The organism is Streptomyces sp. NPDC005423, from assembly GCF_040606415.1.
Taxonomy (GTDB): Bacteria; Actinomycetota; Actinomycetes; order Streptomycetales; family Streptomycetaceae; genus Streptomyces.
Window position 1 is genome coordinate 25,746 of sequence record NZ_JBEXET010000033.1, and the last position, 22,303, is coordinate 48,048.

General features: G+C 69.8%; 19 protein-coding genes and 3 pseudogenes. 19 read left to right on the forward strand and 3 right to left on the reverse strand.

What is annotated here, in order from left to right:
- The first annotated feature begins 169 nt into the window (after positions 1 to 169).
- Complete coding sequence (locus ABZT12_RS28175) at positions 170 to 856, forward strand: N-acetylmuramoyl-L-alanine amidase (RefSeq protein WP_356389682.1); 687 nt, start codon at positions 170 to 172, stop codon at positions 854 to 856.
- Here ABZT12_RS28175 and ABZT12_RS28180 read toward each other — a convergent pair.
- Together ABZT12_RS28180 and ABZT12_RS28185 are read right to left on the reverse strand one after the other, a co-directional pair.
- Positions 826 to 1,242, reverse strand: coding sequence for a zinc-binding dehydrogenase (locus ABZT12_RS28180; RefSeq protein WP_356389755.1), 417 nt, complete (start codon positions 1,240 to 1,242; stop codon positions 826 to 828). The two genes, ABZT12_RS28175 and ABZT12_RS28180, sit on opposite strands and share 31 nt — an antisense overlap.
- Positions 1,243 to 1,876: 634 nt before the next feature.
- Entirely contained in the window at positions 1,877 to 2,770 is an 894-nt protein-coding gene (locus ABZT12_RS28185; RefSeq protein WP_356389684.1) for a helix-turn-helix transcriptional regulator, read from the reverse strand.
- 165 nt (positions 2,771 to 2,935) lie between these two features.
- On the opposite strand from ABZT12_RS28185, the pseudogene ABZT12_RS28190 reads away from it, so the two are divergent.
- The 5 genes and pseudogenes from ABZT12_RS28190 (at position 2,936) to ABZT12_RS28210 (ending at position 6,088) form a co-directional block, all read left to right on the forward strand.
- A pseudogene (locus ABZT12_RS28190) lies at positions 2,936 to 3,958 on the forward strand (zinc-dependent alcohol dehydrogenase family protein).
- 138 nt (positions 3,959 to 4,096) lie between these two features.
- Positions 4,097 to 5,080, forward strand: coding sequence for an aldo/keto reductase (locus ABZT12_RS28195; RefSeq protein ID WP_356389757.1), 984 nt, complete (start codon positions 4,097 to 4,099; stop codon positions 5,078 to 5,080).
- 210 nt (positions 5,081 to 5,290) lie between these two features.
- Positions 5,291 to 5,599 (forward strand): helix-turn-helix transcriptional regulator, encoded by a 309-nt coding sequence (locus ABZT12_RS28200; protein ID WP_356389686.1) that lies wholly within the window; start codon positions 5,291 to 5,293, stop codon positions 5,597 to 5,599.
- Positions 5,544 to 5,663, forward strand: a pseudogene (locus ABZT12_RS28205) (transcriptional regulator); the annotation flags it as partial. The gene ABZT12_RS28200 and the pseudogene ABZT12_RS28205, both read left to right, overlap by 56 nt.
- Positions 5,664 to 5,710: 47 nt before the next feature.
- Positions 5,711 to 6,088 (forward strand): DNA-binding protein, encoded by a 378-nt coding sequence (locus tag ABZT12_RS28210; RefSeq protein ID WP_356389759.1) that lies wholly within the window; start codon positions 5,711 to 5,713, stop codon positions 6,086 to 6,088.
- A 282-nt stretch (positions 6,089 to 6,370) separates the two neighbouring features.
- Here the strand turns inward: ABZT12_RS28210 and ABZT12_RS28215 are convergent, their stop codons facing one another.
- Positions 6,371 to 7,240 carry a helix-turn-helix transcriptional regulator gene (locus ABZT12_RS28215; RefSeq protein WP_356389688.1) on the reverse strand — a complete coding sequence of 290 codons (870 nt, stop codon included), beginning with the start codon at positions 7,238 to 7,240 and terminating at the stop codon, positions 6,371 to 6,373.
- A gap of 183 nt (positions 7,241 to 7,423) precedes the next feature.
- On the opposite strand from ABZT12_RS28215, the gene ABZT12_RS28220 reads away from it, so the two are divergent.
- From ABZT12_RS28220 to ABZT12_RS28280, 13 genes and pseudogenes are all read left to right on the forward strand, one after another.
- Positions 7,424 to 8,440 carry a zinc-dependent alcohol dehydrogenase family protein gene (locus ABZT12_RS28220; protein WP_356389690.1) on the forward strand — a complete coding sequence of 339 codons (1,017 nt, stop codon included), beginning with the start codon at positions 7,424 to 7,426 and terminating at the stop codon, positions 8,438 to 8,440.
- A gap of 84 nt (positions 8,441 to 8,524) precedes the next feature.
- Positions 8,525 to 9,190, forward strand: coding sequence for an SDR family NAD(P)-dependent oxidoreductase (locus ABZT12_RS28225; RefSeq protein WP_356389692.1), 666 nt, complete (start codon positions 8,525 to 8,527; stop codon positions 9,188 to 9,190).
- A 15-nt stretch (positions 9,191 to 9,205) separates the two neighbouring features.
- On the forward strand, positions 9,206 to 9,718 hold the full coding sequence (locus ABZT12_RS28230; protein ID WP_356389694.1) for a cyclophilin-like fold protein: 513 nt from the start codon (positions 9,206 to 9,208) through the stop codon (positions 9,716 to 9,718).
- A gap of 167 nt (positions 9,719 to 9,885) precedes the next feature.
- On the forward strand, positions 9,886 to 11,142 hold the full coding sequence (locus ABZT12_RS28235) for an MFS transporter (RefSeq protein WP_356389696.1): 1,257 nt from the start codon (positions 9,886 to 9,888) through the stop codon (positions 11,140 to 11,142).
- Between the two features lie 58 nt (positions 11,143 to 11,200).
- Positions 11,201 to 11,968 carry an SDR family oxidoreductase gene (locus ABZT12_RS28240; RefSeq protein ID WP_356389698.1) on the forward strand — a complete coding sequence of 256 codons (768 nt, stop codon included), beginning with the start codon at positions 11,201 to 11,203 and terminating at the stop codon, positions 11,966 to 11,968.
- A 96-nt stretch (positions 11,969 to 12,064) separates the two neighbouring features.
- On the forward strand, positions 12,065 to 12,832 hold the full coding sequence (locus ABZT12_RS28245; protein ID WP_356389700.1) for a glucose 1-dehydrogenase: 768 nt from the start codon (positions 12,065 to 12,067) through the stop codon (positions 12,830 to 12,832).
- Positions 12,833 to 12,866: 34 nt separating this feature from the next.
- Positions 12,867 to 13,286: a cupin domain-containing protein gene (locus ABZT12_RS28250; RefSeq protein ID WP_356389702.1), complete on the forward strand. Its 420-nt coding sequence runs from the start codon at positions 12,867 to 12,869 to the stop codon at positions 13,284 to 13,286.
- 371 nt (positions 13,287 to 13,657) lie between these two features.
- On the forward strand, positions 13,658 to 14,302 hold the full coding sequence (locus ABZT12_RS28255) for a 2Fe-2S iron-sulfur cluster-binding protein (protein ID WP_356389704.1): 645 nt from the start codon (positions 13,658 to 13,660) through the stop codon (positions 14,300 to 14,302).
- Between the two features lie 12 nt (positions 14,303 to 14,314).
- Complete coding sequence (locus ABZT12_RS28260; RefSeq protein WP_356389707.1) at positions 14,315 to 15,295, forward strand: xanthine dehydrogenase family protein subunit M; 981 nt, start codon at positions 14,315 to 14,317, stop codon at positions 15,293 to 15,295.
- A complete protein-coding gene (locus ABZT12_RS28265) occupies positions 15,292 to 17,487 on the forward strand; it encodes a xanthine dehydrogenase family protein molybdopterin-binding subunit (protein ID WP_356389709.1) in 2,196 nt (731 codons plus the stop codon). The genes ABZT12_RS28260 and ABZT12_RS28265 overlap by 4 nt, the downstream gene beginning before the upstream one ends.
- Positions 17,488 to 17,651: 164 nt before the next feature.
- Entirely contained in the window at positions 17,652 to 18,782 is a 1,131-nt protein-coding gene (locus ABZT12_RS28270) for an XdhC/CoxI family protein (RefSeq protein WP_356389711.1), read from the forward strand.
- Positions 18,783 to 19,040: 258 nt separating this feature from the next.
- Positions 19,041 to 20,273, forward strand: a pseudogene (locus tag ABZT12_RS28275) (IS3 family transposase).
- A gap of 411 nt (positions 20,274 to 20,684) precedes the next feature.
- The gene (locus ABZT12_RS28280) at positions 20,685 to 21,917 is read left to right on the forward strand and encodes a site-specific integrase (protein ID WP_356389713.1); all 1,233 of its coding nucleotides are present in this window, start codon (positions 20,685 to 20,687) and stop codon (positions 21,915 to 21,917) included.
- The last annotated feature ends 386 nt before the right edge of the window (positions 21,918 to 22,303 follow it).

The window sequence follows — 22,303 nt, forward strand, 5'->3', positions numbered from 1 at the left end:
TACCGCCCCACCCGCTCCTCGTCCTCGTGTCCCGGCCCACGGCCGGGGCGCGAGGATCGGGCGCGTCCACCCCCGTCCGGTGCTCATCGCGCCCGGTCCGGCAGACGCCCCCCTCTTCGGCGGCTGACTGCGCTCCGCACCCCGCCCCCAACGCTCACGAGACTGAGGCATGGAAGATCAGGATCATCCCCCGCCGCGTCACCGGCACCGCGCTTCGGCCCGGACTCGCAGGGCCTTCCTCTTCGGTGCCGGCGCCGTCGTACTCGGCGGAGTCTGCATCGCGGCGGCCAGCGCGACCGACAAGATCTCCCGCACCCTGCCCAGCACCCTGCGAGGCCCTCTGCCAGCTCGCAAGGAGGGGGAGGTGGACCAGACAGGTGCCGAGTGGATCGCGGCCTCGGATGCGAACTACCGGATTGCCGAACGGCCGGACGACTACATGATCGACCGGGTGGTCATCCACGTCACCCAGAGCACGTACCCCGTCGCCCTAAAGGTGTTCGAGGACCCGGGCCATCGCGCCGCGGCCCACTACGTGGTGCGCGCCCGAGACGGCCATGTCACACAGATGGTCCGTGAGCTGGACGTGGCGTACCACGCTGGCAACCGCGAGTGGAACGAGCGCAGCATCGGCATCGAGCACGAGGGGTTCGTCGACGCACCGGACCGCTGGTTCACCGACGCTTCCTATCGCGCCTCCGCCCAACTGTGCGCTGCCATCTGCGCGCGCTACGGGATCCCGGTGGATCGCGAGCACATCGTCGGGCACCACGAAGTTCCTGGCACCGACCACACCGACCCCGGCCCGTACTGGGACTGGGATCGCTATCTTCGCCTGGTGCGAGCCGCAGTCTGAGGCGCCTGCGGCGGGCGGTACACGCCCGGTCGGGCAGAGCCGTCCCAAGACGAAATTATCCCAGGATGAAATAGTCGTTGCGCTCGCCTGTGCGGCATCCAGCCTGAAGCCTTCGAGGCGTCCTGCAGCGGATAGGTCTCGGCCACGCGCAATGCCAGGTCTCCCGCCGTAGCCAGATCGGACAGCGTCGTGAGCATCGCTCCGTCAGGGCCGACCTGCGTCAGCAGAATCCGGATGCCCCGCTCGGTCTGCGGCAGGGCGTCGAGCGGGGTGGTCACGAACCTGCCGCCGTCCGCCACCGTCCCGATGAGGGCCTGCCCCAGCCTGGCCGTGGCCAGAACGGCGTCGACTCCTCCGGGACGAACCTTGCCGACGGCCTCGGCCAGCTCCTACGACGCCGGCACGTACACGTCGGCCCCCGCCACCTTGGGGGCACGCCGTAGCTCAACGCGATGACCGGCTGCCCGGGCATCCAGTGGCTACAGGGGCCGACGGCGTCGACAACGCCGGCGATGTCCCAGCCGTGGCCATAGGCACTCCCCTCGGGCGGAGCCGGGAAGAAGCCCCCGCTCCAGGCCGCCGCATTGGTCGGGTTGAGCGCGGCCGCCTGAACCTGATGCGAATCTCGCTCAAACTAGGAACAGGCTTGTCGACCTCGGCGACCTCGACAACGTCCGGCCCACCGAGCGAACGGTAGACGACTGCGCGCATGAGTACTCCTTCTGCCGGCCGCACCTGCTCGCAGCAGGCGCAGAAGATCTTTGATCCAGGGAAACGATGTCCGCGGTGAGCTGCGGAGCACGAACAGCCGCCACGTTAAAACCTGACGCGGCTTGGCCCGTCGTCCCGATCCTCAGGTGCGGTCAGCCGGCTATGCGCTATGCCAACCCGGCCGGGCATCCGCCTGCTTGCTATAGGCGTCGGTGGCGCGGCTGCTGGTCGATGTCTGCCGTCAGCGCACCGCGGAACGGGCTGCCGTGCGGGTCGTCGTGACAGACACAGCAGCAGGCGTTGCCCAGATCAGCTACCTCGCTGGAAGCTGTCGGCAGGGGAGGCACCGTCCTGGGAGGCGGCCCAGGAGGCGAGGAGGCGCAGGGCTTCTTCGGAGGATGAGCCGGGTTCGGCGGTGTAGATGAGGAGGGTGAGACCGGGGTCGTCGTCCACGGCCGAGCCGTGCCAGGCGAGGGTGAGGTCGCCGACGACCGGGTGGTGGAAGCGTTTGGAGCCGGTGCCGTGACGGCGCACGTTGTGGGCGCCCCAGCGGGTGCGGAAGGCGTCGCTGCGGGTGGACAGCTCGCCCACCACATCGTGGAGGTCCTTGTCGTGGGGGTTGCGGCCTGCCTCGGTGCGCAGCACGTCCACGGTCATGTCGGCGATGAGGTCCCAGTCAGGGTAGAAGCTGCGGGCCGCCGGGTCCAGGAACTGGAAACGGGCCATGTTCGGCGGCTGGGCGCCGCTGTCGTAGAGGTCGGCGAAGAAGGCGCGGGCGAGCCGGTTGGCGGCGAGCAGGTCCAGGCTGCCGTTCGTCACGAACGCGGGCCCGGCGGTGACGGCGTCCAGGGTCCACTGCAGGTTCTTGGGCAGGGCCCGCTGCCGGCTGGAACGTGACCGTGGGCGGGCCAGTGTGTCGGAGCCTTCTTGAGCCTGCGCCAGGTGGAGCAGATGGGCTCGTTCGATCTCGTCCAACTGGAGTGCGCGGGCGACCGATTCGAGCACCGCGGGGGAGACACCGGCCAGGTTGCCGCGTTCCAGCTTGCCGTAGTAGTCGACGCTGACGTCGGCCAGCGTGGCGACTTCGCTGCGGCGCAGTCCGGGCACGCGGCGCCGCGTGCCGGCTGGCAGTCCTGCCTGCTGCGGGGTGATTTTGGCTCTCCGCGAGGTGAGGAACTCGCGGACTTCGTCACGGTTGTCCACGCCCCGACCGTACGCCGCCCGCTCGGACGGAGGCATGTACTGGCAGTACATGCTTCGACAGCAACTGGTTGACCGCCCGGAACACCGGTTACCTGGAGGGCGTGGCACTCAGCCTGCCCGGCCGTCCGACGCGGCCGGTTTCCCCGTATGCAAGGAGCAGCCCTCGTGCGCGGTGTCGTGATGCACGCCCCCGGTGACTTCCGGGTGGAGGAGCGCGAAGACCCGAAGATCCTCAAGCCCACGGACGCGGTCATCCGAGTGGCGGCGGCCTGTGTGTGCGGCTCGGACCTGTGGCCCTACCGCGGGGCCGAGCCCTTCGAGGCACGCACCCCGATCGGTCACGAGTAAGTGGGCGTGGTGGAGGAGGTCGGCAGCGCCGTCACCACCGTCAGGCCCGGCCAGTTCGTGGTCGGTGGCTTCTCCACCTCGGACAACACCTGCGCCAACTGCCGTGCCGGCTATCAGACCTCCTGCGTCCAGCGCGAGTGGATGAACGCGATGGGTGCCCAGGCGGAGCGGCTGCGTGTCCCGCTCGCCGACGGCACGCTCGTCGCCCCCCCCGGGCACACCGGACGCCGACTTGATCCCGAGCCTGCTCACCGCCTCCGACGTGCTCGGCACCGGCTGGTTCGCCGCCGTCGCCGCCCAGGCCGGTCCCGGCAAGACGGTCGCCGTGGTCGGTGACGGCGCGGTCGGCCTGCTCGGCGTGCTGGCCGCACGGCAGCTCGGCGCGGAGCGGGTCGTCGCCATGAGCCGGCACGCCTCCCGGCAGAAGCTGGCCCTGGAGTTCGGCGCGACCGACATCGTCACCGAGCGCGGCGACGAGGGCGTGGCGAAGATCAAGGAGTTGACCGGCGGTTTCGGTGCACACTCCGTCATCGAGGCGGTCGGCACCCAGCAGTCGATGCTCCAGGCGATCCGCTCCACCCGACCCGGCGGCCATGTTGGCTACGTCGGTGTCTCCCACGACGTCACCCTCGACGGCCAGGAGCTGTTCTCTCCCACGCCCATCTGCACGGCGGCCCGGCCCCGGTCCGCCAGCACCTGCCGCAGCTGATCGACCTGATCTGGACCCGACAGATAGACCCGGGCAAGGTCTTCGACCTCACCCTCCCCCTCGACCAGGCCGCCGACGCCTACCAGGCGATGGACGAACGCCGCGCCATCAAGGTCCTGCTCAAGCCCTGACCAGCCACCACGCCCCAGAGCATGCGCGGCCCCGGTAACGACCTGCGACGACCTCAGCCCCTCCGGGTGCCGCATCCTTTGCTCGTCCGAAGCCCGGCATCCCTTGCGAAAGGACACGGTAGGCGCATGAGCGACGAGATGAGATACGGCCACTTGGGCCGCTCCGGTCTGCTGGTCAGCCGGATCGGCCTCGGGACGATGGATTTCGGTTTCACCGTGGACGAATCGACCAGTTTCGCGGTCATGGACACCGCGATCGAGGCGGGTATCAACCTCTTCGACACCGCCGACGTCTACGGCGGCCCGCAGTCGGCGGACATGGCCAAGGGGTACGGCGTCTCGGAGGAGACCATCGGCCGTTGGCTGGGGCGCAGCGGGCGCCGCGACGAGATCGTCCTGGCCACGAAGGTGTACCAGCCGATGGGACTGGGCCCGAACGACCGCCGGTTGTCCGCCTATCACATCCGGCGCGCGTGCGAGGCGAGCCTGCGGCGGCTCCAGACCGATCACATCGACCTCTACCAGATGCACCACATCGACCGGGCCACGCCATGGGAGGAAATCTGGCAGGCGATGGAGCAGCTCGTGCGCGAGGGCAAGGTCAGCTACGTCGGCAGCAGCAACTTCGCCGGCTGGGACGCAGCTCTCGCCCAATCGGCCGCCACGGCACGGCACTTCCTGGGCCTGACCTCCGAACAGAGCCTGTACAACCTCGCCGTGCGAGCCGTGGAACTCGAACTCGTCCCCGCGCTGCGCCACCTCGGAATCGGACTGATCCCCTACAGCCCGCTGCACGCCGGCCTGCTCACGGGCGCACTCGAGTCTGCCGCCGAGGGACACGTCCGGGACGAGTCGATGCTGCAGCGCATCGACGCGCACCGCGACCAACTCGAAGCATACGAAGGGCTGTGCCGGGAGCTGGGCGCCAAGCCGGCGCACGTGGCGCTGGCCTGGGTACTGCGCAACCCTGCCGTCGACACCACGGTCACCGGAGCGGCGACGAGCGAGCAACTGCGATCCAACCTCGGCGCGCTGTCCGTGCAACTCGACGACCAGGTCATGGAACGCCTCGACCGCATCTGGCCGGGGCCAGGGGAAGCCCCGCAGGCGTATGCCTGGTAAGACCGGCCCCGGGCCGACCGGCATCCCAGGCCGCCGTACTGTCCCATTGCCGAGTTCTTCCGGGGGGCGACCTGCCCATGGTGTGGATCGCTGGGACCTCAGCCCTGACCACCATGCCGACCACCGCGCCGACATCCGGGACTTCCTCGTCGGCCGACGCGCCAGGTCACCCCGGAGCAGGTCGGACTGCCCATCAGTGGCCCACGACGGGTGCCCGGGCTGCGGCGCGAGGAGGTCGCGCAGCTTGCGTCCATCAGCACCGACTACTACACCCGGGTCGAGCAGGGGCGCATGCGGGCGTCCGTCCCCGTGCTGGAAGCGGTCGCCCGGGCCCTGCGACTCGACGAGGACGAGCGCAGGTACCTGTTCGACCTGGCCCAAGCAGCCGGTCCTGCCCGGCACGCGCCTCGCCGCCGCAGGGATGTCGAGGTGCCCCCCCTCCGTCCAGTGGATGCTCGATGCCATGACGAAGTCGTCGTCCTTCGTACGCAACGGCCGCATCGATGTGATCGCCCATAACGCGCTGTTCCGTGCTCTGCACGCGCCGATGATCGACAGCGACACCAGCGATCGGCACGGCCGGCCGAACATCGCCCGCTACCTCTTTCTCGATCCGGGCTCAGCCGATTTATTCGTCGACGGGGAGGCCGTCGCCGTGACCACCGTCGCGCTGATGCGCGCCGAAGCCGGGCGCGAACCCCGCGACCGGGCCCTGCGCGAACTCATCGGCGAATCTCCACGCTCATCATCCAGTTCCGCAACCAGTGGGCCGCCCACCACGTCCGCATCCGCCACCACGGCATCAAGCGGCTGCACCACCCCGACGTCGGCCGCCTGGAGCTGGCGTACCGATCCATGGACCTGCCCCTGTCCGACCGTGCCGTGTACGACCTGACTGTCTATACCGCCGAGCCCGGCACCTCTTCCGAAGACCGGCTCAAGCTCCTCGCCAGTTGGGCAGCCAAACAACCGTCGGCCACAGAGCCCACCCGAGACGAGAGTCACTGAGACTGGTGGGCGAACCCCAGGTCAGCTGCCTCCCCTCGCCAATCGCTGCATCAGCAGTAGCACGGTGTCGACGCTTTGCGTCGAGAGCCAACGTCGCGCCGGAAGGACAGACAGCGTCCTGACTGCCGTCACCTGCGGTTTCAGGCTGGGGTGTCGAGTGCCGCGAGTGTCGATCCTGGCGCTTGACCAAACCCATAGGGGCACCCCGCGGGCCCTGCAGGCGGGTCGTGACGGACAACACGCTCCGCCGGTACGGCGTCGTGTGGCGGCGCCCCCTCGCAGTCAGCTGACCGGGGAGGAGGCCGGCAGGTCCTGGTCGGCGGCCCAGGATGCCAGGATGCGCAGTCGTTCGTGGGTGGGGGAGCCGGGCTCGGCGGTCCAGACGGTCAGATTCTGGTCGGGGTCGGTGTTGGCGGTGAGGGTGTCCCAGTCCAGGACGAGTTCGCCGACGACCGGATGGTTGAGGGTCTTCGTGCCCACGGTGCGGGCGGCGACGTGGTGATCGCCCCACCAGCGGGCGAACTGCTTGTCACTCATGGACAGTTCACCGACCAGCTCGATCAGGCGCGGGTCTTCGGGATACCTCGCGGCCTCCATGCGCAATTGGGCGACGGCAATGTGCGCGGAGCTCTCCCAGTCGGCGTACAGGGTGCGCATGGCGGGGTCCGTGAAGATGATCCGCGGGTAGTTGCGGTGCCTTTCCGCGAGGCGGGAGAAGTCGGTGACCAGGGCAGCGGCCAGCGCGTTCCAGGCAAGAATGTCCCCGCGCCGGCCCTGCACGACGGCCGGAGTGGCAGTGAGGTCGTCCAAGACTCGCTGCAACTGTGGCTGGACCTTCTGCCGGCCGCGGCGCCGCGTGCGGGTGCTGGTCTTGCCGGCGAGCTGGAAGAGGTAGCCCCGCTCGTCGTCATCCAGATGGAGCACCCGGGCGAGGACATCCAGCACGGGCGCCGATGCCTGCATACGGCCCTGTTCCAGGCGCGTGTAGTAGTCGGTGCTGATATTGGCCAGCTGGGCGACCTCCTCGCGGCGCAGCCCCTCCACCCGGCGGGGCCTGTCCGTCTCCGGCAGTCCGACCGTGCGAGGACTCAGCTCGGAGCGGCGCTGCTTGAGGAATTCTCCCAGCTCATTGAGGGGAACATTGGCGGTCATGTTTCCCAGGATGACATCGATCGCACCTGCATAAGGGGGGAGAATTTCCTCCCCGGATGTTTCCCTCCTGGGATATTTCTCTCCGCTTTTCGCGCCTGCCCTCGCGTGTGAGGCTCGATTGTGAGCGGTCGTTCCTCACGACGGCTGCGGCTCACCGATCCCCGCACCGAAGGAAGTATCGCCATGCGCGCAGCAGTGATCCACGCCCCCGGCGACGTGCGTCTCGAGAACCTCGACGACCCGAAGATCCAGCGGCCGACCGACGCGGTGATCCGTACGGTCGCCACCTGTGTGTGTGGCTCGGACCTGTGGCCGTATCGCGGTCTCGAGCCGGTCGGCGACCCGCACCCGATGGGGCACGAGTACGTCGGCATCGTCGAGGAGGTCGGCAGCGAGGTCACCGACGTCGCGCCGGGCCAGTTCGTGGTCGGTTCCTTCGCCACCTCGGACAACACCTGCGTGAACTGTCTGAACGGCTGGCAGTCCTCCTGTCTGCACCGCGAGTTCATGAGCACCTGCCAGGCCGAGTCCGTGCGCATCCCCAACGCCCAGGGCACCCTGGTCGCCGCGGACGAGCACCCGGACGCCGAGATGGTGCCGAGTCTGCTCGCCGTGTCCGACGTGATGGGCACCGGCTGGTACGCCGCCCTCGCAGCCGAGGTGAAGCGTGGCTCGACGGCCGTAGTAGTTGGCGACGGAGCGGTCGGGCTGTGCGGTGTCATCGCCGCGAAGGAACTGGGTGCGGAGCGGATCATCGCCATGTCCCGTCACGCGTCCCGCCAGAAACTCGCCCTGGAGTTCGGCGCCACCGACATCGTGGCCGAACGGGGCGAGGAAGGCGTCACCCGCGTCAAGGATCTCACCGGCGGCATCGGTGCCGACAGCGTGCTGGAGTGCGTCGGCACCGCGGATTCGATGCGGCAGGCCCTGCACTCCGCCCGGCCCGGCGGCAACGTCGGCTTCGTCGGCGTCCCGCACGAGGTGGCCATCGACGGCGAGGAGCTGTTCTTCTCCCATGTCGGCCTGCGCGGCGGTCCCGCCCCCGTGCGCCGCTACCTGCCCGATCTGATCGACCGCGTGCTGACCGGCCGCATCAACCCGGGCAAGGTCTTCGACCTCACCCTGCCCCTGGACCAGGTCGCGGAGGGGTACCGGGCGATGGACGAGCGCCGTGCCGTCAAGGCCCTGCTCAAGCCCTGAGCGCTGACGCGCCCGCACCCGGGGCGGCACCGGGGCGGTGCGGCCACAAGACGGCAACCACCTCCACTCAGACAAGGACTGACCATGACGACCTTCGCCCTTATCGGCGCCGGCCCCGGTCTCGGGCTGGCCACCGCCCGCCGCTTCGGAGCCGCCGGCCACACCGTCGCCCTCATCGCCCGCGACGCGGAGAAGCTGGACGGCCTGACGGCCGACCTCGCCCGTGACGGCATCCAGGCACGCGGCTACACGGCCGACGTCCTCGACATCGAGTCCCTGACCGCGGCCCTGTACGCAGTCGCGGCCGTTCTGGGGCCCGTCGAGATCCTCCAGTACAGCCCCGTGCCCCAGGCCCACTTCATGAAGCCGGTCCTCGACACCGGCGCTGACGACCTCGACGCGCCGCTCGCCTTCTCCGTCAAGGGCCCCGTCACGGCGGTGAACGCCGTCCTGCCCGGCATGCGCGAACTCGGCCGCGGCACCCTGCTGTTCGTCAACGGCTCCAGCGCCGTACGTCCCAATCCGAAGGTCGCCGGCACATCGATCGCCTTCGCCGCCGAGAGCGCCTACGCCCGCATGCTCCACGACACGCTCGCCCCGGAGAACATCCACGCCGCCCAGCTGATCATCCCCGGAGCCATCCGGCCCGACGCCGAGCACAGCAGCCCCGACGTCCTGGCCCAGCGCCTGTACGACATCCACACCAAGCGGGACGGCTTCCGCCACTACTGCGAGCCCCTGCCCGACTAGCCACAGGAAGACCCCGTGAACCCCGCCCCCTTTCGCGCTCTCACCCGCGTGTTCCCGGCGGCCGCCCTGCTCCTGGTCATGACCGCCTGCACCGACGAGTCCCCGCCCTCCTCCGAGTCCGTGTCGCCGCAGGCTTCGACGGCCCCGGGAGCCACCACACCGACCGGCAGGACAACCGCGATGAACATCCGGCTCACCCTCGACGGCCACCATATCGACGCCACCCTGAACGACAGCCCCACCGCCCGCGACTTCGCCGCCCAGCTCCCCCTGACCCTCTCTCTGCGCGACCTCAACCAGGCCGAGAAGACCGCCGATCTGCCCCGGAAGCTGTCCACCTCCGGCGCCCCGGAAGGCGCCGACCCCGAGGTCGGCGACCTGGCGTACTACGCCCCCTGGAACCAGCTCGCCACCTACTACCGCGACGCCCCCTACGCGACCGGCCTGGTCATCCTCGGACACATGGCAGACGGCGGCGCGGAGTGGCTCGCCACCGCCGACGAGATCACCATCGAAGCAGCGCCCTGACCCGCCCCACCGCTCGCTCGTGCACGAGGGGGAGGAGATCCTCCCCTTTTCGTCCGGTTCGCTGTATGGAACCGTCGAAGACGTGGCCACGCCGTCCGCTGTCCGCCGCGAACGGTTTCAGCCGCCACCATGATCCCCCGATTTCCACGCAAGGAAAGACCACACGTATGCCTTCCGCATCCGGGACTACCCCCGGCAAGCTCCCCCTCGTCGTCTGGGTGCTCGCCGCAGGCACCTTCCTGATGGGGACCACCGAGTTCGTCGTCGCCGGCCTGCTGCCAGAGCTGGCCGGTGACCTCGGCGTCAGCGTCTCCCATGCCGGCCTGCTGATCACTGCCTTCGCCATCGGCATGATCGTCGGCGCGCCGACCATGGCCATGGCGACCCTGCGGCTTCCGCAGCGCCAGACGCTGATCCTGGCCCTGTCCGTGTTCTGCTTCGGTCACCTCGTCGCCGCCCTCAGTACGTCCTTCACGGTCGTCCTCGCCGCCCGCGTCGTCACAGCCTTGGCCACCGGAGCGTTCTGGTCCGTCGGCTTCGTCGTCGCCACCACCGCCGCAGGCCCGCACAACGCCACCCGCGCCACGGGCGTCATGATCGGAGGCCTGACCCTGGCAAACGTCGTCGGCGTGCCGATCGGCTCGTTCGCCGGCCAGTTCACCGGCTGGCGCGGCCCCTTCTGGGCCTTGGCCGTCCTCTCCGGGCTCGCCGCCGTGTTCATCGGCCGCTTCATCCCGGCCCAGGAGCAGCGTGCCGAGGTGTCCCTCCGGGCCGAGGTCCGGGCTCTGCGGCAGGGCCGGCTGTGGCTGGCGCTCGGCGCCGCGATGCTGATCATGGGGGGTGTGCTGGCGACGTACACCTACATCACGCCGCTGCTGACCGACCGCGCGGGCATCCCCGAAGGCGCCGTACCGCTCGTCCTCATCGCCTTCGGCGTCGGAGCCCTGGGCGGCACCACCACGGGAGGCCGCCTGGGCGACCGGCGTCCGATGGTCACCACCATCACCGCCGCCGCGGCCACCGCCCTGGTCCTGCTCCTGATGATCCCGCTTTCCGGCAACGCGGTCACGGCCACCGTCCTTGTCTTCCTCATGGGTCTGACCGGATTCACGGTGAACCCCGTCGTCACCTCGCTGGCCATGCGCTTCGCCGGAGACGCCCCTACCCTCACCTCGGCGCTGACGACCTCCGCCTTCAACGTCGGCGTCGCCGCCGGCTCGGCGATAGCCGGTACGGCCCTGGACTCCTCCCTCGGCCTGACCGGCCCGCCCCTGGTAGGCACCGTCATCGCGGCCCTCACACTGCTGCCCCTGATCGCCCTCGCCGTCCACGGCCCGTCCCGCAAGGGCCGGATCGTGGCCAGGGGCGGCTCTCCCATGCAACGACGACACGACGAACTCGCGCAGGTGCCGTCGCAGCACTGACTCAAGCCTGGATCCGCGTACGGCCGACGACGTATCAGCAAGCGAGAGGTATCCGCACATGACTGTGAGCAGCACGGGCTTCACCGGGAAGGTGGCCTTCGTGACCGGAGCCGGATCCGGAATCGGCCGCACCACTGCCGTCGCCTTCGCCCGCGCAGGCGCCCGCGTCGCACTCGCCGACCTGTCCGCGGACGGCCTCCCAAAGACCGCACGGCTCATCGAGGAAGCGGGCGGGCAGGCCCTGGCCCTCGCTTGCGATGTCACCAGCGAAGACGATGTGCGGTCCGCGCTGGACCACACCATCCAGGCGTTCGGACGACTGGACGTCGCCTTCAACAACGCCGGCGTCGAGCAGCCGGTCAAATCGGCCGCGGATATCACAAAGGACGAGTGGGACCGTGTCGTCGGCGTCAGCCTGACCGGCATGTTCCTGTGTATGAGGCACGAGATCCCCCTGATGCTCCAGCACGGAGGCGGTGCGATCGTCAACGCCTCGTCAGGCACCGGCGTCAAGGGCATCAAGGGACAGGCGGCCTACGCCGCCGCCAAGCACGGCGTCATCGGCCTGACCCGCTCCACCGCCCTCGACTACGCGGCGTCCAATGTCCGGGTCAACGCTGTCTGCCCCGGCATCATCGACACCGAGATGATCCAGCGCTTCGCCGAAAGCACACCCGGAGGACGGGACGCCCTGGTCGCGGACGAGCCGATAGGACGCTTGGGTACACCGGAAGAGATCGCGGCCGCCGTGCTCTGGCTCTGCTCGGACGCCGCGTCCTTCGCCACCGGCCACGCCCTGGTCGTCGACGGCGGCCAGACCGTCTGACGGCGTCGTCGCAAGGCGTCGTGCCGCCGCAGTTCATCCAGGCACCCCTGACATCAGTCGTGCCGTCACATCTCCTGACCTGAAGGGGCAACACCCGTGAATCCCAGCTACGACTTCACCGGCCAGGTCGCTCTCGTCACTGGGGCCGGCGCCGGTATGGGGCTGGCGACCGCCCGCGCGTTCGCCGGGTCCGGGGCCGCCGTCGCCCTCACCGACATCGACGAAGCGGCCCTGAACGCTGCCGCGAAGGAACTCACCGACGCCGGCCACCAGGTCCTCGCCCTCACCTGCGACGTCAGCGACGAGGACCAGGTCGCCGCCGCCGTCGACCGCACGGTCGAGACCTTCGGCCGCCTCGACATGGCCTACAACAACGCCGGCATCCAGATCCCGCCCAGCGACGCCGCCGAGGAGCCCGCCGAACGCTTCGACCGCGTCAACGCCATCAACCTGCGCGGCGTGTGGGCCTGCATGAAGCACGAGCTGCGGCACATGCGTGCACAGGGCAGCGGCGCGATCGTCAACTGCTCCTCCCTGGGCGGCCTGGTCGGCCTGCCCGGCCGCGCCTCCTACCACGCCTCCAAGCACGGCGTGATCGGCCTGACCGCCAGCGCGGCACTCGAATACGCCCCGCGAGGCATCCGCATCAACGCCGTCTGCCCGGGCACCATCGACACCCCCATGGTCAGCGACATGATCGACAAGGGGGAACTCGACCGTGCCGAGGCCGAGGCCAACCAGCCCATCAACCGGCTCGGCACCGCCAAGGAGATCGCCCAGGCCGTCCTGTGGCTGTGCAGCCCCGGAGCCGGCTTCGTCGTGGGCGTCGCCCTGCCCGTGGACGGTGGCTACGTCGCCCGCTGACGACAGCCCACACATCAAGGAGAGTTGAGACACCATGGAATTCATCAAGCAGCAGCCCAGCAGCAAGGCGCCGGCCAACTGGTTCACCGGCGACGTGTGGTGGGACGTCATCGTGGCCGGCCAGGCCCCGTCCAGGATGCGCGCCAACATGGTCCGCTTCTCGCCGGGCGCCCGCACCAACTGGCACTCCCACGCCGTGGGCCAGACCCTGCACGTCGTTTCCGGCATCGCGCTGATCGGCACCCGGGACGGCACCGTCTTCGAGGCCCACCCCGGCGAGACCGTCGCGTGTCCGCCGAACGAGGAACACTGGCACGGCGCCGTCCCCGACCGGTTCATGGAGCACATCGCCCTGTGGGAGGGCACGGGCGACGGCACCCCCGAGACCACCTGGGCCGAGCCGGTCACCGACCAGCAGGCCACCCGCGCCGCCCGCCGCACCCGCGACCAGTAGCCCCGGCCCATCCCACGCGCATCGGGGGCTCGCGAAGGACCCCGCCCGGCGGCCCGCCCCCGCCGAGCCGGCCCGGCGCCTGGCTCCCGACGGCGCGGCCCGGCTCAGGACGTCACGGCGTCCCGGGGACTGCCGCCTGCCTTGCAGCGCGCGCAAGTGCCCCCGATGACGTCGGTCAGTCACTTCTGCCGGAGCTGCAAGGGGGGAGGAAAGTCTCCCTGCCACGAGCTTGCCGGTGGTGCAAGACTCCCCAGGCGGCCGGTAGCCGCTGCCAGAGCGCGCGGTTGCCGGCTTCCCCGCGGTGACGACGATCCACTCTCGCGTCCCGCTGATGTGTACGGCCGATCCGTCAGCGATACGAAGGCGTACGTATGTCAACTGAACTCCCCGAACCTGCCGCTCCACCCCCCACCGGAGCCGACGAGTCCTCGCCCACTCGGCGCACCTTCATCGCCACGAGTACCGTGGTCGGCGGCGCGGTCGTCGCGGGGAGTGTCGTCGGAGGGACCTCCCTCTTTGGCGCGGAAGAGGCGGCAGCCGCCGAGAGGCCGCCGTCCAGCCGTGTCTCCCTGACGGTCAACGACACCCGCCAAAGCGTGACGGTCGACAACCGCACCTCGTTGCTGGACCTGCTGCGCGAGCATCTCGGACTGACGGGCTCGAAGAAGGGCTGCAATGCCGGGGCCTGCGGGGCGTGCACGGTGCTGGTCGACTGCCACCGGGTCAACGCCTGTCTGACGCTCGCGGTGCGTCTGGAGGGGGCCGAGGTCACCACGATCGAGGGCCTGGCCGCCGGCGATCGACTCCACCCGTTGCAGCAGGCGTTCATCGACGAGGACGCCTTCCAGTGCGGCTACTGCACACCGGGGCAGATCGTCTCCGGGGTGGGTTGCATCCAGGAGGGTCACACCGGTTCGCCGGAGGAGATCCGGGAGTGGATGAGCGGCAACATCTGCCGCTGCGGCTGTTACGTCAAGATCGTGCGCGCGGTGGAGCAGACCGCGGGCCACAAGTGAGGATCGGCCGCCATGCATCCCTTCTCCTACACCCGTGTCTCCGACACCCGTGAAGCTCTCGACGCCGGTCGCCGCGGCGGGCGTTACATCGCCGGGGGAACCACCCTGGTCGACCTCATGCGGGAGACCGTCGAACGCCCCGAGACCCTGGTCGACATCACCGGCCTGCCGCTGGGCGAGATCACCGTCACCGAGCGCGGGGGCCTGCGCGTCGGCGCCCTGGTGACCATGTCCGAGGCCGCCGCCCACGCCAAGGTGCGCACCCTGTATCCCGTCGTCTCCGAGGCGCTGGAGCTGAGCGCGTCGGCCCAGCTGCGGAACATGGCGACCATCGGCGGCAACATCATGCAGCGCACCCGCTGCACGTACTTCCGGGACGTCACCGCCGACTGCAACAAGCGTGAGCCCGGCTCCGGTTGCGCCGCGCTGCACGGCGTCAACCGCTCGCACGCCATCCTCGGCACCTCGGACGCCTGTGTGGCCACGCACCCGTCCGATGCCGCCGTGGCCTTCGCCGCTCTGGAGGCATGGGTGCACCTGCTGGGCCCGGACGGGGCACGCCAAGTCCCCTTCGCCGACTTCCTTTTGCGGCCGGGCAGCACTCCGCAACGCGAACATGCCCTGAAGCAAGGTGAGTTGATCACCGCAGTGGAGATCCCCGCTCTTCCGCGGCCGCTCAGGTCCGGCTATCTGAAGGTGCGTGACCGGCAGTCGTACGAGTTCGCCCTGACGTCGGCGGCCGTCGGGCTGCACGTACGCGGTGGGGTGATCCGCGAGGCCAGGGTCGCCGCAGGGGGAGTGGGCACGGTGCCCTGGAAGCTGCCCGCTGTCGAACAGCACCTTGTCGGTGAACGCCCCTCGGGGGCCCTCTGGTCGGCCGCTGCCGCGAAGGCGGCGGACGGCGCCCGTCCCCTGCGGCACAACCGCTTCAAGGTCGAGCTGCTCAAGCGCACCGTCGAACGCCAGCTGCGCGTCGTAGGAGGTACCAAGTGAGCCCCCAGCCGCAGGCAGCCGTGGGCGCGCCGCTGTCCCGGGTGGACGGCCGGCTCAAGGTCACCGGACAGGCGCTGTACGCCGCCGAGCACGAGGTCGACGGGTCCGTGCACGCCGTCATCGTCGACGCGGCCATCGGCCGCGGTCGCCTCACGTCGATCGACAGCGCCGCCGCCGAAGCTCATCCGGGCGTACTCAAGGTGCTCCACCACCGCAACGTGCCGAAGCTGCCGTACCGCGACAACTCCGGGTCGAACAATCCGCCCGGCCGGCGACTCCGCGTCTTCCAAGACGACCGCGTCCGCTTCCACGGCCAGCCCGTCGCCGTCGTGGTCGCCACCACCCTGGAGGCCGCACAGCACGGCGCGAGCCTGGTCAAGGTCGGCTACGACGCCGAACAGTCCTCGACCGACCTGACCGAGGCCGAGCCGGACGAGCCGACCCGTTACGCGCGCGGCGACGTCGAAGCGGCCCTGCGCGCGGCAGCCGTACGGCTGGACCTGACCTACCGCACGGCCCGCAACCACCACAACCCGATGGAGCCGCACGCCACCATCGCCCGCTGGGACGGCGACCAGCTCACCGTGTGGGACAAGACCCAGTGGGTGGTGGGCACGCAGACCGAACTCGCCGCGGTGTTCGGCCTGAGGACGGACGCGGTGCGCGTCATCTCACCGTTCGTCGGCGGCGGTTTCGGCACAGCGCTGCGCTGCTGGCCACACGTGGTCGTCGCCGCGCTGGCCGCCCGCGAGACGAAGCGCCCGGTCAAGCTGGTCCTCAGCCGCAAGCAGATGTACCTCGGTACCGGTTTCCGGCCCTCGTACGAGTACCACCTGCGCCTCGGCAGCGACCGCCGCGGCCGGCTGTCCGCCGCGGTGCACGAGCTGGACGCCGAGACGTCGTCGTACGAGACGTTCACCGAGTCCATCCTGGCGGCCGGACAGATGCTCTACAGCATGCCCCACGTGACCCAGAGGTACCGGACGGTGCCGCTGGATCTGCCCACGCCGCTGTACATGCGAGGCCCCGGCTTCCAGACGGCCTCCTTCGTCATCGAGTCGGCCATGGACGAACTCGCCCACCAGCTCGGCGTCGACCCGATCGAGCTGCGGCGGCGCAACGAGCCGCACGAGGACGAGTCGTCCGGGCTGCCGTTCTCCACCCGTCGGCTGCGCGAGTGCTATGCGGTCGGCGCGCGCGAGTTCGGCTGGGATCGCCGCGACCCCAGGCCCCGCGCGACGCGTGAGGGGGACTGGCTGATCGGCAGGGGCATGGCCGCCGGCGTCTACGACACCGCGCGCATGCCCGCCCAGGCCCGGGCCCGTCTGGACGCCGACGGCACCGCGCTCGTCGAGGCGGCCGCCACCGACATGGGCCCGGGTACGTACACCTCCCAGACTCAGGTCGCCGCCGACGCACTCGGGTTGACCGTGCGCACGGTGACCTTCCGGCTGGGGGACTCCCTCTACCCGCCGACCCCACCGCACGGCGGCTCGATGACCATGGCCAGCGTCGGCTCCGCCACCCTCGACGCCTGCAACAAGGTCCGCCGTCAGGCGATCGAACTGGCCGTCAAGGACCGCGAGTCGCCGCTGTACGGGGTGGCGGCCGACGACGTCGTGGTACGCAACGGCCGACTGCACCTGAAGAACGATCCCGTGCGCGGGGAGACGTACCGTCGGCTGCTGGCCCGCACCGGCCGCACCCACCTGGAAGCGGACGGCTCCTTCGCCCCGCCGTCGCGCCCGGAGCGGCACTCCTTCTACGGCTACAACGCGACCTTCGCCGAAGTGGCCGTCGACGCGGCCCTGGGCCTGGTGCGGGTACGGCGCGTACTCGGCGTGTACGACGCGGGCCGCATCATCAGCCCCAAGCTCGCCGACAGCCAGGCCCTCGGCGGCATGGTCGGCGGCATCGGCACCGCCCTGCTGGAGCACACCGTCACCGACCACCGCGACGGACGCATCGTCAACGCCAACCTCGCCGACTACCTCGTCCCCGTCAACGCCGACATAACCGACCTCAAGGCGATCTACCTGGACGGAGACGACCGCGAGGCCGACCCGCTCGGCGTCAAGGGCCTCGGAGAGCTCGTGATGATCGGGGTGGCGCCCGCCATCGCCAACGCGGTCTTCAACGCCACCGGCCGCCGTGTCCGCGAACTACCCATCACCGCAGAGGCGCTGCTCTGATCTCTGATCCATGCCATCGGGCCGACGGTGCGCACACCGCTCGTCCGGCAGCCGGCCCCCGTCCGGCAGCCGGACCTCCCGGGGCCGCCGCCGCGTGACGTTTCCCCGCGTCGTGGCGGCGGCCCGCTCACCTTCCGACCCTGGTCCCGCCGTGGAGAACTGCCATGCTGAACATCGCGGACACACTGCGCCGCTGGTGCCGCGAGGCACGCCCCTTCGCCCTGGCCACCGTCGTCGACGTGCACGGCAGCGCCCCTCTGCCGGTCGGTACGTCGGTCGCGGTGGACGAGGACGGCAACGTCGTCGGCAGCATCTCCGGCGGCTGCGTCGAGGGAGCGGTCTACGAGGTGTGCCGGCAGGTGCTCCGTGACCGGGGCACTCCGCGGCGGGCCCGGTTCGGCTACTCCGACGACGACGCCTTCGCCGTCGGCCTGACCTGCGGCGGCGAACTCGATGTCTTCGTCCAGCGCATCGATCCCGCAGCCCAGCCGCACCTGTCCACGGCCCTCTCCGCGATCGTTCAAGGGCGACCGGTCGCCGTGGCACAGGTCGTGGACGGCCCGGAGCACCTCCTCGGCTCCACGCTGAGCGTGCTCGACGACGGCCGTGTCGCCTACGGGCGCGTGGACGGCGGCCCCGCGGACCGGGCAGTGGCCGACCGGGCCAGGGCCCTGCTGCGGGCGGGCCGCACCGTCCGCACCGACATCGGCGGGCAGGCGGACGAATGTCCCGAACGGCTGTCCGTCCTCGTTCATGTCCACGCGTCCCCGCCGCGCCTGTTGGTCTTCGGCGCCGTCGACTTCGCCGCGGCCCTCAGCCAGGCCGGCCGCTTCCTGGGCTACCACGTCACCGTCTGCGACGCCCGCCCCGTCTTCGCCACTCCCGCCCGCTTCCCGCACGCGGACGAAGTGGTGGTCGACTGGCCCCACCGCTACCTGGAACGCACCGAGGCGGACGAGCGTACCGCCGTATGTGTCCTCACCCACGACGCCAAGTTCGACATCCCCCTGCTGCGCCTGGCACTCGACCTGCCCGTCGCCTACGTCGGAGCCATGGGCTCCCGGCGCACCCACGACGAACGCATGCACCGCCTGCGCGAGCAGGGCGTCACGGAGAACCAGTTGGCCCGGCTGCGTTCCCCAATCGGCCTCGATCTCGGAGCCTCCACACCCGAGGAGACGGCCGTCTCCATCACCGCGGAGATCATCGCCCGGGCCAACCACGGCACAGGCCGGCCACTGACCCAGATCACCGGCCCGATCCACCCGCCGTCGGAGTTGGCGAACTACCGGTAGGCCGGCCTCACGAACCGACAAGGGTTCATCGTCCCTCTGCAAGTAGCCGTCAGCCTGGAAGAACCGAGGCCCTGGCGTTCTCGGTGGAGGCAGAAGGTACGGTTTCACCCGGTGCGTCGGCAGGCACGCCTGTTCCGTCCCGGAGAGGAGGGATGTGCTGTGCGTCATGACACTCGTTTGACGTTCTGGGCTCCCGCAGGCTGGACATTGAACCGCCCCGCTTCGAATGGAGACTCGATTTCGTGAAAGGATCGAGTCATGGCACGACCTTCCCGTTACCCGCTTGAGCTCCGCCGTCGTGCGGTGCGCATGGTCGCCGAGGTGCGCGACGACTACCCGACCGAGACGGCTGTTCTGCAGGCGGTTGCCGAGAAGCTCGGGATCGGTTCCCGTGAGACGCTGCGGAACTGGCTGAAGCAGCACGAGATCGACGCGGGCCAGCGCCCGGGGACGACGACGGAGGAGTCCGCCCAGCTCAAGGCGCTGAGGAAGGAGAACGCCGAACTCAAGCGGGCGAACGACATCCTGAAGGCCGCGGCGAGTTTCTTCGCGGCCGAGCTCGACCGGCCACTCACACGCTCGTAGCGTTCATCGACGAGCACCGGGCCCGCTTCGGCGGCGTCGAGCCGATCTGCAGGACGCTCACCGAGTACGACTGCAAGATCGCCCCTTCCACCTACTACGCCCACAATAAACGTCTGGCCGAGCCCTCGCTCCGCACCCTGCGCGATGCGGACCTCAACCCGGTCATCCACGGAATATTCGCCACCAACTACCGCGTATACGGGGCCAGAAAGATCTGGCGGGAACTGAACCGGCAGGGCCGTCCGGTCGCCCGCTGCACCGTCGAACGACTGATGCGCGAACTCGGCATCACCGGCGCGGTCCGCGGCAAACGGGTCATCACCACGATCCCTGGCGGCCAGGTCGACCGGGCCCCCGACCTCCTGGACCGGAACTTCGTCGCGAGCGCGCCGAACCGGTGCTGGGTCGCCGACTTCACTCACGTGAAGACCTGGTCCGGCGTCGTCTACATCGCGTTCGTCGTGGACACCTTCTCCCGCCGGCTGGTCGGCCGCCACCGGCAAGGAGACCCAGCTCGTCCTGGACGCCCTGGAGATGGCCCTGTGGCAACGGGACCGGGATCAAATCCCCTACGAGAAAGGCGAGTTGATACATCACTCGGATGCCGGTTCGCAGTACACGAGTTTCAAGCTCGCCGAACATCTGGAGACTGCCGGCATCGCGGCAAGCATTGGATCAGTCGGAGACGCGCACGACAACGCCCTGATGGAATCGACGATCGGTCTGTACAAAACGGAGTTGATCAAACCGCAGAGACCCTGGCGGACGCTGTCCCAGGTCGAACTTGCCACTGCCGAGTGGGTCGATTGGTACTGCCACCGCCGACTCAACGGTGAGATAGGGCACATCCCGCCCGTCGAGTACGAGACCAACTACTACCTGACCACCACGAACCCCAGGTCATAACCACAATCTGAGATCTCTACCGAACCCGGGGCGGTTCAATGGCCGCCGCCGCGTAGTCCACGTGAGCGGCCAGCTCTGCCGTTCGAGTGGACGTGAACGGTCGTTGAGCGGCCGAGCGCGTTCAGGATCTGTCGCGCGGTTCTCGCCATACATTCCCCCACGGTGTCCGCGTGCCCCGGCTGGCCGGGAACGGTAGTTCGAGGCATTGGGGCGCATACAAGTGCGCATGGTGAGCCAAGAACCACAACCGGCCACACCGGGACCAGGTGCGACCACTGGCGACGCAAGCCGTGCCGAAGGTCCTACAATCCGCGCTCGTCAACCGAATGCCGCCCGAGTGCCCTCTCGCAGGGGGATGTTGGACTGGATGTGCCGGGAAGTCATGCTCCCGCCGATCAGAAGGAGGCGGGCATGGACTTGAAAGACCGTCACGATGGTGCTGCACCGGACGCCGGCGAGCTGCTGTACCCGCCCCCGGCCCAGCCGCACGGAGATGGACGGCCGGCTGGCGGCAGCGCGGTCGCGGGCGTGGCGGGCGAGTTCGGTGCGGAGCTGGTGCGGGCCATCCGCGTGGGCCTGGCCGAGGTGAGCAGCTCTGGTCACGGGGCCCGGGGGCCGTCGCAGCTGAGCTGGTATGAGTTCGCGGCCGAGTACGCGCGGGCTCACTGGCCGAGTCGGGCGGCGAAGACCCGGGACGAGGTCAGCGACGCGTTGACTGCCGTCACGCAGGCGATGCTGTGGGACCTTCCGGGGCGCCCGAACGGACAGCTGCTGCGCCGTACCTTGCGGCACTGGGCGTTCGTTGTGCCCGGGCCGGGACAGGGGGAGATGCCGGCGCAGGATCGGCTGGTGCTGCAGTGGGTGGCGAAGGCGTCCCGTCCCCTGGTGGATCTGCAGGATCCGGTCGTGGCGCGTGATGTGCTGGAGTCGCTGCGCCGCAAGCTGGACGGGGGTGAGGCGGCGGTGGAGACGATGCGCCGCAAGCGCAAGGTGCTGGTGCATGCGCTCCACTACGCAGTGGAGCGGGGCGAGTTGGGCAGCCACCCGCTCAAGCGGCTCCGGTGGCGGGTGCCCAAACCGGCGGTCACGGTGGATCCGCGGGTGGTGGCCAATCCGTACCAGGCGCGGGATCTGCTGGATGCCGTCTCCTACGTGGGCGGCTACCGGAGGGCTCGCGGCCGTCGGCTGGTCGGGTTCTTCGCCGGCATGTACTACGCGGGTCTGCGTCCGGAGGAGGCGGTCGCGGTGGCGCTGCCGGACTGCCGGCTGCCCAGCACTGGTTGGGGGCGGTTGATCCTGCACCGTACTCGGCCGCAGGCGGGCAAACCGTGGACCGACAGCAGCGAGTTCCATGATGAGCGCGGGCTGAAGAACCGCCCGCCGGGGGAGACACGGGTGGTGCCGCTGCCCCCGCATCTGGTGGCGAAGTGGCGCGAGCACGTCGCCACGTTCGGCACGGCCGACGACGGCCGGCTGTTCTTCACCGAACAGGGGCGGATCATCAGCTACGGCACCTACCACCGGGTCTGGCACGAGAGCCGCGACCTCGCCCTGCCGCCCGCCCTCACCGGCACGCCGCTCGCGAAACGGCCCTACGACCTGCGGCACTCGGCGCTGTCCCACCTGGCTGTGCGCGGGCGCTGATCCGGCAGAGGTCGCCCAGCGGGCCGGCAACAGCGTCGAGGTCCTGCTGAGCCGGTACGCGAAGTGCCTGTACGACCGGCAGTCCATCAACAACCAGCGCATCGAAGGGCTGTTGAGCTCCTACGACCAGCCGCGCGAGCCCGACGAGCAGTTCGAGGCATAGCTCCCTGCGCCCTAGCTGAAGCGGGCGCGTCCCGCGATACGCAGTCGATTCTCCCCACGCGCTCCCCAGCGCTGTCCGGACTCCCTAAATTCTCCCCAGTGAGAACCCTGCTTGTGGGCGCGGGCGACGCGGTGTCCATGTACGCCCGACAGCTGTGGGTGGTTACGACGGGTGAGCCCCGCCGGTCCCTGTGGGAGCCGGCGGGGCTCATGGCCTGATGGGA